A 13,280-nucleotide genomic window follows, 5' to 3' on the forward strand; every position below is an offset into this window, starting at 1 on the left:
TTAATAATGAGTACAAGTAGCATTAAACAACTACTATCAACTATTTAACGTGAAAAATTGGCATACTGTGATAACCAATCTTGGGCAACCGTTGTCTGCTCACCTGTCTGCATATTTTTAATACTAATGGTCTGATCTTCCAGCTCTTGTTGCGCTAAAATAACGGTCAATGCAGCGCCTGACTTATCTGCCTTTTTCATCTGCGCTTTTAAGCTAGTAGCACTTGCCATTTTGATACGCAAATCTGGACGCGCGTAACGCAAATTCTGCGCATAGCGAATACCGGCACTATAAACTTCTGGATGGGTCACCACAAACACATCACAAGCGGGCGTGTCAGCAAACGGTGCAACGGCTTCAATTAACAGCAGCAAGCGCTCAAGACCCATGGCAAAACCAACGGCAGGTTCAGATTTAACCGGTTTATTGTCCGGCGCGTCAGCACGATTATCTATCGATTTTAGCTGTCCAAGCAAGCCATCATAACGACCACCGGCACATACGGTTGCTTGACTGCCAAGCTTATCCGTCACCCACTCAAAAACCGTTTTGTTATAATAATCAAGCCCGCGTACCAGATGTGGATTAATCTCGTACACGATACCCAGCTCATCCAAATACGCTTGTACTTGCGCAAAATGCTGCTGGCTTTCTGTACCTAAAAAATCAGCTAGCTTTGGCGCATCTGCCAATAAAGCTTGAGTAGAAGTCTCTTTACTGTCTAAGATACGCAGTGGATTGGTCGTCAAGCGGCGCTTACTGTCTTCGTCTAACTGCTCTTGCTTGTCCGTTAAATAGGCAACCAAAGCATCACGATAGGCATGGCGCTCGTCACTCTCGCCCAAGCTATTAAGCTGCAAGCGCATCTCATCTTTTAAACCCAACTCTTGCCACATCAAATGAGTCATGGCAATAAGTTCAGCATCAGCATCGGGTAAGGCACTGCCAAAGCTCTCGACACCCAACTGATGAAACTGACGATAACGTCCTTTTTGCGGACGCTCATAGCGGAACATTGGACCGATATACCATAATTTTGGCGTATCACCACGCAATAAATTATGTTCAATAACAGCGCGTACTGCCCCTGCCGTGCCTTCAGGACGAAGGGTTAACGGCGTTGGCGGCTCTGATTTATCAGCAAAGCTATACATCTCTTTTTCAACAATATCGGTCGCACCGCCAATTGCTCGCGCAAACAAATCCGTCTGCTCAACAATGGGTAGACGAATATGCTCATAGCCGTATCTGCCCAGCACATTTGCCAAAATAGACTCTAAATATAGCCATTTTGCGGATTGGTCTGGCAAAATATCGTTGAAGCCCTTAATTGCTTTAATCATGACGCGGTCATATCCTTAAAATTTTTAACGGTTAATGCCATTATTATCTTTATTTTTTAAAATCAATATTAAAAGTTAAGCAAGCTAACATCATATTCATATAACGTTTGATAAAAACTATTTATTAATAGCAGTTATCTTTTATCTAACTCGAATAATCTCATTTTCGCGTAATTTGGCTAGCGTATCTGCATGAGCGCGCACCATACTTTCTATCTCATCAACTAAGTTATTGGTGTCTATTAAATGACTTTTTTCACCCATGCGGTAAACCAGCGACTTACGCGCCGCACCAACAATACCAATATCCGCCTCTTTCGCTTCACCCGGTCCATTCACCTTGCAACCAATAACGGATAGATTCATCGGTTCACGAATGTCTTCTAGGCGCGATTCTAGCGCGGTCATCACTCTAATCACGTCGAACTCTTGGCGTGAACAGCTTGGGCAGGCGATAAAGTTTACCCCATTTGAGCGGATATTCAGCGATTTTAGGATATCAAATCCGATTTTAATTTCTTCTTCAGGTTCTGCTGCTAATGAGATACGAATAGTATCGCCAATACCATCGAGCAATAAGCCACCCAGCGCAATCGCAGATTTAACAGCACCAGTACGATACACACCCGCTTCGGTCACGCCTAGATGCAGCGGATTATCAATTTGTGCAGAGATTAAACGATAGGCATCTAAAGTTAAGAACACATTACTGGCTTTAACCGAGATTTTATATTGGTCAAAGTTTAGACGCTCTAATATATCAATATGACGCATTGCCGACTCTAGCATCGCCGCGCCAGTTGGTTCACTGTATTTACGTTGAATTTCTTTTTCTAACGAGCCTGCATTAACACCAATACGAATAGGGATGTTATGATACTTAGCACATGCCACTACTTCTCGTACTTTAGCATCGCTACCGATATTACCAGGATTGATACGCAAACAATCCGCACCTGCTTCAGCAACAGCAAGCGCGATTTTATGGTCAAAATGCACATCAGCAACCAGCGGCACACTGACCAATTTTCGGATTTCGCCAAAGGCTTTTACCGTATCCATTGTCGGTGTTGAGACACGCATAAAATCTGCGCCCGCCTCGACGCAACGCTCGATTTGGGCAACGGTTGCCGCCACATCGCAGGTATCCGTATTGGTCATACTCTGCACGCTAATGGGTGCATCACCGCCTATCGCGACATCACCAACATAGATTTTTTTGGTAAGGCGACGGTTAATGGGTGCTGACGTTGACATAAAGTAATCCTTCGATCAGAGCAAAACGGATAAAATCGGATATTCAGTTATTTCATTTATTTCGGTTACTTACTAGAAGCATAATAATTTTTTTAAAAGTATAAACGTCTATGTATTAAAGTGTCAGCTCAAACCTGACTTGCTTTTCAGCGCCAGCTTCACTTTCAATCGCATAATCACTTAATGACACAGGCTCTTGATTGAGTAACAAGCTGACGTTATCGATATTATCAATATCTATTTTAAACGGTGACGTACCAACCAGTTTATAGTTACCACGCGTTTGGCTGCCCGATATTAAGCTACTGCCAGTGGCATCGGTAATATTAACCGCCGTCGTATCAGTCAGTATAATCTCTAACGCGGTACTGCCCACAGTATTGCCAACTGTCGAGCCAGAAGTGCTGAGAGCATTAACATCCCTATTTACAGCGGCGCCTTGTTCTTGCGCTTGCATCGTCAAATCTTCAGCCAGTGGACGCACTGCTTCTGGTTCTTGGCGCGCATTACTTATCATACGTGATAAAAAAATCACTAAGATAATTAACGCAGCAACCGCAATAATTAATAACGGATTCAAGCGCATGCGACTGTCTATATGAGTTGATAATGTACCCATAGACTGCAAAGCTGCAGTAATATTCATAGCAGGCTGTTGTTGAAGGTCTTTAGGACATGCAGCATCAAAAAGGCTTGCCACTTGGGCTGCGTCTAAACCCAAAAACTTAGCATAATTAATCGCAAAACCACGTGCAAATGCTGCTTGTGGCAAAGCCTCAAATTGCTCTTCTTCTAACGCTTGCAGATGACGCGGCAAAATAAACAGCTCAGCAGATGCATCGTCCAAGCTAAGCTGCTGATTCAAGCGTGCTTGCTGTAACATAGCACCAAATGAAGGTTGCACTTTATTGTATTGTTCATTTTCGCTCTGAACATCAGTCTCTGTAATAGCAGGCTCTTTAATAACAATCTGTTGAGATGCTCCTGATTGCACCGTTTTTTCTTCAACCACAACTTGTTGAACAGTTGCATCATGGCTAGAACGCGACTGCCCTTTTACACGCTTCGTCTTATTTTTAGACTTATTGGTCGCTGGTAAATCACTCATTGCCAAGTCGCCTTTGGATTATTCAGCCACACTTTCAGCTGTTTTGCTTCTGCGCTTAAAGGGTACGCCGATAGCAACTGCTGCGCTAACTGCTGACGCGTGGTGATGTCTTTTTGGGCAGCGGCAAGTTTAATCCCTTGTAATAATAAGCGAGGACTTATGCCCTGACCTTGCACCAACACCAATGTTTCTTCATAAAGCATTTTTGCTTGGCTAACACGCTGCTGTTCAAGCAATAAATCCACCAGCTCAATATGGGCAATAATACTATTACGATTGCCTTCTAGAGCTCGTAAAAAAGCTTTGGCGGCGGCTGGACGGTCATTTAATTGCAAATAAGTACGACCAAGGTTCTCTAGCGCCCCAATACGACCATCATAACCCAATGCGGCTCCTGCAATCTCAAACTGCGCGGCGGCTTCGCTATAGCGTTTCATCTGCGATAAATATACGCCATAATTATTACGCGCTTGCTCAAAATCTTTATCAAAGGCAATGGCTTTTTTAAAATATTGATCAGCTTTTGCAAGATTTATCGGGCTGCCTTCTTGCTGTAACAGCACGCCCATCATATCATAGGCGGGCGCATATCGGCTATCCGCTGCAAAAGCTTTTTCAAGTTGTTGCTGGGCGGCATCAAGTTCATTTTTACGAATATATTGGGCAGCAAGCGACGTACGTACGCGTGCTACTTCCTGCTTGTCTATGTGGCGTTTACCTTTTGACTGCGCTGAAGTTTGATAACCGGCACTGCCTAATAACTCATTGTCGGGCACCGTTTGACAGCCTGTTACTAGCATTGTCATTAGTACGGTAACGGTGACCACGCATTTAGTATTCTGCAAATATTTCCGCGTATATAGATTAGATAAAGTAGAGCTCATAATAGCCGCCATCATAACACTGTAAGTCCATATCAGTACGTACAAAGGGTTTCAATGAGCCACAGTTTAATAGATTTTGCGAACATAAGTAAAATTTAGTTACCTTTGCTACATATCTATTACCATTACGACATATAAACCGAAGTAAATCGTTCAAATTCTTTTGATTCTGACTAATTATTTTTGCGCGGCTTCACGGTTTTTAATACTTTGTTGCCAAGCTGCCGAACGGCGTGTTCTGTCGGCTACTTGCCCGACCAATTGCCCACATGCCGCATCAATATCATCACCGCGTGTTTGACGAATGGTACAAACAAAACCGGCTTCACTTAAAATATTGCTAAAGGCATGAATACGATTATTACTAGATTTATCATAGCCGGCATGCGGGAATGGGTTAAATGGGATAAGATTGATTTTACTTGGCAGACCTTCTAGTAGGGCGACCATTTGATGAGCATGCTCATCCTTATCATTGACCCCATCGAGCATCACATATTCAATGGTGACATGCTTTTTATGGCGCGGATTAACGTCATGGACGTAGTTTTTTGCTGCCGCAATTAGCTCATGTAACGGATATTTTTTATTAATAGGCACCAACTCATTACGCAATTCATCATTGGGCGCATGCAGCGATATCGCTAATGCCACATCGATTTCTTTTGCCAAGTCATACATTTTAGGAACAACGCCAGAAGTCGACAAGGTCACGCGACGTTTTGACAGCCCATAGGCATGATCGCTCAGCATCAGCTCCATTGCGCTAACAACGGGGCGATAGTTTAGCAGCGGCTCACCCATGCCCATCATCACTACATTGGTGACATTATTTTCCCAGACGCTGTGATCAACATGCTCCAAACTGTCCTCAGCATCCGTCATATATGAGGCATTGGCTACCCACAACTGCCCTAAAATCTCAGCAGCGGTCAAATCTCGCTCAAAGCCCTGTTTGCCGGTACTACAAAAACTACAGTCTAAAGCGCAGCCCACTTGCGAAGAGATACATAAGGTTTTGCGACCATTGACTTTACCATCTTCAGCAGGGATTAATACCGTCTCAACCAACGAGCCGCCGGTAACTTCAAATATCCATTTGCGTGTACCATCATCGCTGTATTGACGATGAATCACCTTTGGCGGAATAACACAGGCATGAGTGGATAGTTTTTCACGCAAACCTTTACTTAAATTGGTCATTTTTTCAAAGTCAGTCACGCCTTGCTGATAAATCCATTTGATAACTTGGGTCGCTCGAAACGGCTTTTCACCAATACTCTTAAAATAATCGCCAAGCTGTGCTGGCGTCATCCCTAATAAATTGGTTTTCGCTTGCGCCTCATCTACCAGTTGAATGGGATTATAACGGCGTACTGGTTTAGGCATTGGCTGAGATGCTGATTCAGATGTTGAATCAGAAGATGACGCAGTGGGCGTGGCAGAAGTTGGGGCTACAGTTGACATAATCGGTTACCTATTGGTCGTACTGGTTTGCATCGTGTAAAAGGTGCAATAAAATAAAAATTAGCAATCCTTTATAAGCGAACTGTCGATAATGCTATCTGCATTAAGCGCTTTTATTGTGCCAAGCTGATTAACGTAAATAACTTTGAGACAGAATGGATGCTAATAAAGGATTGATAATGTTAAGAATGCTAACAAGAATATCAGTATTTTATATTAATAATAAGCAATTCTTGATAAAACATAATGACATTAGCCATTTATCATGAGGCAGAAAGCTGATGTTTTCAACAAATGCACTATAATTAAATTAGTTTTTGTTAAGCAAACACTATAAATAACTATCGAATAATAAGAAGATAAACGGCTTATACCCTAGTGGATATAAGCCGTTTAACGACACGCTAGATAAATAGTTCATACGATTCATAGTTAGCTATCAATCGTTTTTAACACGACTATTTACAGTTATCATGCGTGTTCTTGGTATAAACGCAATTAGCGCGTACGGGCACAAACTTCGCCATCACTGAAGAAGTAGCTGATTTCACGCTGGGCTGATTCTGCTGAATCTGAACCATGAACCGCATTTTCATCGATGCTGCTGGCAAAATCGGCACGGATAGTACCTTCAGCGGCTTCTTTAGGGTTGGTTGCGCCCATGATATCGCGATGCTTAGCGATAGCATTTTCGCCTTCTAATACAGATACTAATACTGGACCTGAAGTCATGAATGATACTAGATCATTATAAAATGGACGCTCAGCATGTTCAGCGTAAAAACCGCCAGCTTTTTCGTCATCAAGTTGTTGCATTTTAGCGGCAACGATTTTTAGACCGGCTTGTTCAAAACGGTCATAAATAGCACCGATATGGTTGCCACCAACGGCGTCAGGTTTGATGATAGATAGCGTGCGTTCGATAGCCATGAGAAGCTCCTAATGAGGTAACAGTGAAAAGGGTAAGTTTATATTATAATTGACCACAGCACTTGGCATAACACTACTTAATAAAAACAGCACTTAGTAAAACAGTATCTAGCCTACCAAATATGTGATTGTTGTCTATTATAATGATTAAGGCTATAAATGATAGGGGCAATTACGCTAACTGCTCAGAAAAGGAAGGTTTAAAAAAGCTTTGAAATTACCATGTTTTGAAATGGATAATTTTAAAGCTTAGCTATATAAAGGCAATATCAGTCATATCTCAATGGCTTTTTCATGCTTATGATTGAGTAATTACTCTCCTAGACGGCTGTCGCGGCAGCTGCCAGCGCTACATTCACGTACCCGATCATTTAAGAAATTAACGCGACTGGTAGTCGTACGGGTCGCACAGTTCATATTTACAAAGAAACCTTCGTCATTATGATAGCTACAACGCTCATCGCGGTCACGTATCCAAGCCAATTGCCCACGTTTAAGTTTAGATTTTTGCGTACTATTTAAGACTTTATTTAGCTTAGTATAAGAGTTATTCAGCTCTTTATCGGCTTCCAAATATACCTTGGTTAAACAGTATAATCCGTCAAAGTCATTGATCGGTTTATCACAATTCTGTGCGCCCCAAGAGATCATAGGAAACATAAAAGCTGCTGACGCCAACATCGTTAAAGACGTTTTACTAATAGTACGATTAATGCTATTCATTTTCATAATAGATCCCTCTTGTTATTTAACGGTTAGCAAAATCCTTTTTACCATATTATTTTTACAATGTTACCTCTTCAATTGTTAAATGTTATTTAATAAAAATAGTAATTTCACTACACCTTATTACTATAAGCCTACCCCTTTTTAAAAGGGGTTATACTAACTTTATGTAATTAAGAAGTAGCATTTTTTTATGAGTGTTTAAAAAAATGCTGTAAAAAAACCTCCATTGCATTTAAACAATAGAGGTTATTATTAAGTGTTACTAAGTAGCCTTTTTACCACTTAACTTTATTACTAGTTAAGCATCATACGGATCACGTAGTACGATAGTCTCTTCGCGGTCAGGACCGGTTGAGATAATATCAATTGGGCAATCAATTAATGCTTCGATACGCTTGATATAAATTTTAGCATTTTCAGGCAGGTCATCATAGTTAGTGATACCAACCGTAGATTCGCTCCAGCCTTGTAGCGTCTCGTAGATTGGCGTTACTGACTCATAGAATTCAGCATCATGCGCGCCAGCACATTCAGTTTCTGGCAACTCATAGCCAACGCCGATAAGTAGCTCTTCTAGACCGTCTAATACGTCAAGTTTGGTTAAGCAAATACCCGTTAGTGAGTTTAATACCACAACACGGCGTAAACCGGCGGCATCAAACCAACCACAGCGACGCGCACGACCAGTCGTTGCCCCAAATTCATGACCAACTTTGGCTAAATGTGCACCCACATCATCGAACAATTCAGTTGGGAATGGACCACTGCCTACGCGCGTAGTATAGGCTTTAGTAATACCCAATACGTAGTCTAAGTATAATGGACCAATACCTGTACCAGTTGATACGCCACCAGCAGTCACACTTGAGCTAGTCACAAACGGATACGTACCGTGGTCGATATCAAGTAACGTGCCCTGAGCACCTTCAAACATTAGATTTTTACCAGCACGACGCAATTGATCAAGCTCTTCAGTGACGTCTGTAACCATGCCTTTGATGGCTTCTTTCCACTCTTTACAAAGCTTAAGCGTCTCATCAAAATCAATAGCTTCAACTTTATAATACTGCGTCAGTTGAAAGTTATGATATTCAATCAAGTTGCGTAATTTTTCTTCTAAATCTTCACGGAACAAGTCCGCAAGCTTAATGGCACGGCGCGCTACTTTGTCTTCATACGCAGGACCGATACCACGACCTGTCGTACCGATTTTACCACTACCGCGTTTGGCTTCACGCGCTTGGTCAAGAGCCACGTGATACGGCATGATAAGCGGACAGTTTGGCGAGATACGTAGGCGTTCGCGAACGGGTACACCGTTATCTTCTAAGCCTTTCATCTCTTTTAGTAAGGCATCAGGCGCTAGTACAACCCCATTACCAATAAAGCAAGTCACGCCTTCACGCAAAATACCAGATGGGATTAAATGTAAGATGGTGGTTTTGCCATCGACAACCAATGTGTGACCCGCGTTATGTCCGCCTTGAAAGCGTGCAACCGCTGAGGCTTTTTCGGTAAGCAAGTCGACGATTTTACCTTTACCTTCGTCGCCCCATTGGCTACCTAAAACTACGACATTCTTACCCATGATCAATCCTTACAATGATGTATTGAGGTGTGTACGATAACGATTTTAACAATAACCCTAGTGGGCTGTAACGTAAAAACTTCTTGAAAATATTCATTTAAAACTTATGCAGTTAACTTATCAAACGGCTAATAACTGCCATTGACTGTCAATTAAACTTAAACGATGAGTGCTGTTTTTAGGACAATCTTGCGCATCTAACGGCATGGTTACGCGATAACCTTGCTCACGCAGACTGACCAACTGTTGCTCTAGCACATTTAACTGGGTCTCATCAGCATTATTCAAAGCAGCATAATCAACGATAACCACCGTTGGCGCCTCAAGTTGCGTATGTGCCAATAAACGACTAACATCCATACTAAAACCGGTTGCTGCACGTGGCTGCTGGGTATGACTTTGTAAGCCATCAAAACGTCCACCGCGCACCAAAGGCTGAGTTTCACTATTGATATAACCATTAAAAACAATACCGGTATGATAGTGATACCCTGACAATTCCGTGATATCAATACTCACTTGGCACTTCCAACGATCTTGCAAATGGTGAGTCAAGCGCTGCAACTCATCGATTGCTTCTGCAATTTGCGTATCCTGCTGCGCGGTATCTGATAACTTAGATAACAGATGCGTTATATCATGCCCAAAACGCGCTAAGGCATAAAAGTCATCGCCCATCGGCAGAGACTGACAAACGCGCTTTAGCTCTGGCAAGTTTTTGTTGGCATAAAGATGCATTAAATGCTCAGTATCGCTATCCTGCAACTGCGCCAATACAGCTAAGCGTTTGAATATCGCCACATGCCCTAAGTCAATATGCAACGCTGCATCCATATTCAGGCTATTAATTAAGGTAAAAAGTACGTCAATCAACTCAATATCCGCCGTCAATGACGCACAACCAAAAATCTCTGCACCGAGCTGTAGCGGAATACGCGAGCCAAACAATCCTGAAGGCAAGGTATGAACCACGTGACCTGCATAACAATAACGAGCAATACCCTCGCCTCCTTGATGCGCATCAATACGTAAAATCTGCGGGGTAATATCCGCACGCACGCCCATCAAGCGACCAGAGAGCTGGTCGATAATCTTAAAGGTTTGGCGTTTTAGATCCTCTGACGCCTCACTCAATAATGATTCGGTAAACTCAATCATCGGCGGGCAGACCAGCTGATAGCCATAGGTAATTAGCTGCTGAGTAAGCTCGTGACGCAGCACTTCTTGTTTTTGTGCCTCTTCAAACAACACATCTGCCACGCCATCAGGCAATAGCCAACTGTTCGCCACATCGCTGGCAAAGTCACTTAGATAAGGAAGACTATTAGCGACTACTTGACTAGGCGCGCTTGATGAGACGAGGGTAGTAGAATCAGAACTGACAGACACAATAAATCCTTGTTTGGTATAGCGCTTACCAAAAAACGCGGCATTATAATTATAAGGGTGAGATATCATTAACTTAACAGTTATGACAGCCACTTTGTATTTTTAACGCACAACTTCATCAGCCCAATTATTATAAAAAACTAGGTAAGCTCAGATGAGTGAATAATAAATATTGGTAAAGCAGGTAAAACGACAGCATTAATATGCTAAATATTTAAGGCGCTTTACGCTTAAGTTTAGCATAAACGCTAAGTCTCGCCTAGTCACAATTCGCGCTAATATTTACTCGTACTATGATTAATTGTTATTTAATAAATGACTATAAACAAAGATTTTTTATAATAGAGAACCTCTATTTTGGAAGTTAGGTTATCTATAGTAGTGAAGTTAGACCTTACAAAATCTATCGTTCAACTGACATTCTGCGCACGATTTGAATGATAACTTTGGGTTAGAGTCATGTTACACTAGCCGCACTTTTTATTGGTGATGGCTATTGTGTTAACTGTCGTCCTGACCCCTATACTGACATAGTCAATCATACTTTATACCACTCTTTTATTATTCCTCTCGGAGACCTTATGTCATCTGATTACCACCCAAATCCTGCTATTAATGGCATTAATGTATTAGGCGGCGAGCTTGCCAGCTGCTGTTTTGACCCCATCACCGGTTATTATCGTAATGGATTTTGTCATACGGGCAATCATGATGTTGGTCAACACACCGTTTGCGTAAAAATGACCAGTGAATTTTTAAACTTTTCGTCAAGCCGTGGTAATGACCTAATTACGCCGTTGCCTGAATATAACTTTCCGGGTTTAAAGCCAGGCGATTTTTGGTGCATTTGTGCTTTGCGTTGGGTTGAAGCATTGGATTATGACGTTGCACCACCGATTAAGCTGACCGCTTGTCATGAAAGCCTATTAACGCTGGTTGATATGGATACTTTAAAGCGTTATGCCATCTAACAGCTGACTGAACTTTACAGCTAACTAAACCTTATAATTACTTAGGCTAATAAGTGCATAACGTTTACTTGTTATAAACTGCTTATGACTGACTGCTTATTAACAGTCGCTTATTTTATTATGGTTCTTATTTATATTTTTTTATTAAGGAGGGGTGAATGAGCCGCGATGATGTCCAGCCACTAAAAGTAACGACTCGTCTCACACCTGAATCCAATCTTGACCATATGTATGTGGATATGGAAGACGACCGCTCCTATCTTGATTATGACAGTTATATCTACGGCGATGCCGATGCCACGCTCGCAGATACGCTTGAGACCATGACGGTATATGATCCAGACTCGGAGCGTTATGAAGATATCGATATCTCTAACGCGGATGAGGTCGTTAATTGTTATGCCTATTCACGTAAGACGGGTGAGCAACTAGATCAGCTGCCGCTTAGCGATGTCAATAAAGCCTTAACGAACAGTGGTCAGTTTATCTGGCTCGGTCTGTATGAACCCAGCTTAAAAACCATTGCCAAAGTGCAAAATGCCTTTGATTTGCATGAGCTGGCGATTGAAGATGCGTTCGCCGACCATCAGCGCGCTAAGGTTGAGAATTATGACAACGATACGATATTCGTAGTTATACGTACTGCCAAGCTTGAAGATAATGTAATCCGCTACGGCACAACAGCGATATTTATGGGTAAAAATTATCTAATCACCATTCGTACCGGTCCGTCAAATCCTTATACGCCAGTGCGTGATCATTGCAATCGTCGTCCTGAAAAATTGCGTATGGGACCTATTTTTGTCTTGCACGCGATTTTGGATTTTATTGTTGATAACTATATGCCGGTGACGGATCGCTTAGGCAGCTATTTGCGCGAACAAGAACGCAATATTTTTACATATGAATTTAATAAAGAAACGCTCAAGAATTTGTATGAATTAAAGTCGCAACTAGTGCACATGCGCGCGGTTATTTTGCCGGTGCAAGACATCTGTAGCTTTTTTATCAACCATAAAAAGAGTGATTTGGTCTCCTCTTTTTCGCAAGCAGCAAAGCCTTATTTTCGTGATGTGAATGACCATCTATTACATTCACTTGATGCCATAAACGGTCTTAATGAGATGCTAAGCGTGGTAATGAATACTTATCTCGCCATGGTTAATATGGGACAGAATGAGGTGGTACGTAAGCTTGCTGCATGGGCAGGTATTTTAGCTGTGCCGACCGCCATTGCTGGAATTTACGGGATGAACTTTGACTTTATGCCTGAATTACACTGGAAATATTCGTACTTAATTATTATGTTATTTATTGGCTCATTATGTAGTTATTTATACTATAACTTTAAAAGGTTGGGCTGGTTATAGAGTCTCTACTTTTATTTTAATAATCTTTAAAACATAATTTTAGACAATTTTTATATCATCCAAATCCACTTTTAAACAGCATGTTTCTACACATCAATAGCGAGACGAAAAGGTACTTTGTGACCCGATCGTCTCGCTATTTTTTATTTGCGTTATTGATAATAATTATTATTTGTAATAGTATTCGCAGCTTTTATGCGCGTTACGCGACTATTTTTGCTCCATCTTGCTAATTTATTGAGGT

Annotated in this window: 11 protein-coding genes; 2 read left to right on the forward strand and 9 right to left on the reverse strand. The window is 41.7% G+C overall.

The features are described 5' to 3' along the window. Positions 1-44: 44 nt before the first annotated feature. From hisS to AAEY78_RS05340, 9 genes are all read right to left on the reverse strand, one after another. On the reverse strand, positions 45-1,343 hold the full coding sequence (hisS, locus tag AAEY78_RS05300; RefSeq protein WP_352337924.1) for a histidine--tRNA ligase: 1,299 nt from the start codon (positions 1,341-1,343) through the stop codon (positions 45-47). Between the two features lie 141 nt (positions 1,344-1,484). Beyond that, positions 1,485-2,600 (reverse strand): flavodoxin-dependent (E)-4-hydroxy-3-methylbut-2-enyl-diphosphate synthase, encoded by a 1,116-nt coding sequence (ispG, locus tag AAEY78_RS05305; protein WP_352337926.1) that lies wholly within the window; start codon positions 2,598-2,600, stop codon positions 1,485-1,487. 115 nt (positions 2,601-2,715) lie between these two features. Further along, entirely contained in the window at positions 2,716-3,708 is a 993-nt protein-coding gene (locus tag AAEY78_RS05310) for a helix-turn-helix domain-containing protein (RefSeq protein WP_352337928.1), read from the reverse strand. Continuing rightward, positions 3,705-4,592 carry a type IV pilus biogenesis/stability protein PilW gene (gene pilW, locus AAEY78_RS05315; protein ID WP_352337929.1) on the reverse strand — a complete coding sequence of 296 codons (888 nt, stop codon included), beginning with the start codon at positions 4,590-4,592 and terminating at the stop codon, positions 3,705-3,707. Before pilW ends, AAEY78_RS05310 begins: the two co-directional genes overlap by 4 nt. Positions 4,593-4,769: 177 nt before the next feature. Next, entirely contained in the window at positions 4,770-5,981 is a 1,212-nt protein-coding gene (rlmN, locus tag AAEY78_RS05320) for a dual-specificity RNA methyltransferase RlmN (RefSeq protein ID WP_352338054.1), read from the reverse strand. A gap of 576 nt (positions 5,982-6,557) precedes the next feature. Next, complete coding sequence (ndk, locus tag AAEY78_RS05325) at positions 6,558-6,989, reverse strand: nucleoside-diphosphate kinase (RefSeq protein ID WP_352337930.1); 432 nt, start codon at positions 6,987-6,989, stop codon at positions 6,558-6,560. Between the two features lie 312 nt (positions 6,990-7,301). Beyond that, entirely contained in the window at positions 7,302-7,718 is a 417-nt protein-coding gene (locus AAEY78_RS05330; protein ID WP_352337932.1) for a lysozyme inhibitor LprI family protein, read from the reverse strand. 298 nt (positions 7,719-8,016) lie between these two features. Further along, complete coding sequence (locus AAEY78_RS05335) at positions 8,017-9,306, reverse strand: adenylosuccinate synthase (RefSeq protein ID WP_182406669.1); 1,290 nt, start codon at positions 9,304-9,306, stop codon at positions 8,017-8,019. A 120-nt stretch (positions 9,307-9,426) separates the two neighbouring features. Further along, complete coding sequence (locus tag AAEY78_RS05340; RefSeq protein ID WP_352337934.1) at positions 9,427-10,695, reverse strand: ATP phosphoribosyltransferase regulatory subunit; 1,269 nt, start codon at positions 10,693-10,695, stop codon at positions 9,427-9,429. Between the two features lie 581 nt (positions 10,696-11,276). On the opposite strand from AAEY78_RS05340, the gene AAEY78_RS05345 reads away from it, so the two are divergent. Next, complete coding sequence (locus AAEY78_RS05345) at positions 11,277-11,666, forward strand: DUF2237 family protein (protein WP_352337936.1); 390 nt, start codon at positions 11,277-11,279, stop codon at positions 11,664-11,666. Positions 11,667-11,893: 227 nt separating this feature from the next. Beyond that, positions 11,894-13,036 carry a magnesium/cobalt transporter CorA gene (gene corA / locus AAEY78_RS05350; protein ID WP_502943676.1) on the forward strand — a complete coding sequence of 381 codons (1,143 nt, stop codon included), beginning with the start codon at positions 11,894-11,896 and terminating at the stop codon, positions 13,034-13,036. Positions 13,037-13,280: the final 244 nt, after the last annotated feature.

This window comes from Psychrobacter sp. 16-MNA-CIBAN-0192 (genome assembly GCF_040309565.1).
Lineage (GTDB): Bacteria > Pseudomonadota > Gammaproteobacteria > Pseudomonadales > Moraxellaceae > Psychrobacter.

Bases quoted from the DNA above. Each gene is read 5' to 3' on its own strand.
- AAEY78_RS05345 (WP_352337936.1), top strand. From the start codon at position 11,277: ATGTCATCTGATTACCACCCAAATCCTGCTATTAATGGCATTAATGTA.
- AAEY78_RS05310 (WP_352337928.1), bottom strand. From the start codon at position 3,708: ATGAGTGATTTACCAGCGACCAATAAGTCTAAAAATAAGACGAAGCGT.
- ndk (WP_352337930.1), bottom strand. From the start codon at position 6,989: ATGGCTATCGAACGCACGCTATCTATCATCAAACCTGACGCCGTTGGT.
- corA (WP_502943676.1), top strand. From the start codon at position 11,894: ATGTATGTGGATATGGAAGACGACCGCTCCTATCTTGATTATGACAGT.
- rlmN (WP_352338054.1), bottom strand. From the start codon at position 5,981: ATGCCTAAACCAGTACGCCGTTATAATCCCATTCAACTGGTAGATGAG.
- AAEY78_RS05330 (WP_352337932.1), bottom strand. From the start codon at position 7,718: ATGAAAATGAATAGCATTAATCGTACTATTAGTAAAACGTCTTTAACG.
- AAEY78_RS05335 (WP_182406669.1), bottom strand. From the start codon at position 9,306: ATGGGTAAGAATGTCGTAGTTTTAGGTAGCCAATGGGGCGACGAAGGT.
- pilW (WP_352337929.1), bottom strand. From the start codon at position 4,592: ATGAGCTCTACTTTATCTAATCTATATACGCGGAAATATTTGCAGAAT.
- hisS (WP_352337924.1), bottom strand. From the start codon at position 1,343: ATGATTAAAGCAATTAAGGGCTTCAACGATATTTTGCCAGACCAATCC.
- ispG (WP_352337926.1), bottom strand. From the start codon at position 2,600: ATGTCAACGTCAGCACCCATTAACCGTCGCCTTACCAAAAAAATCTAT.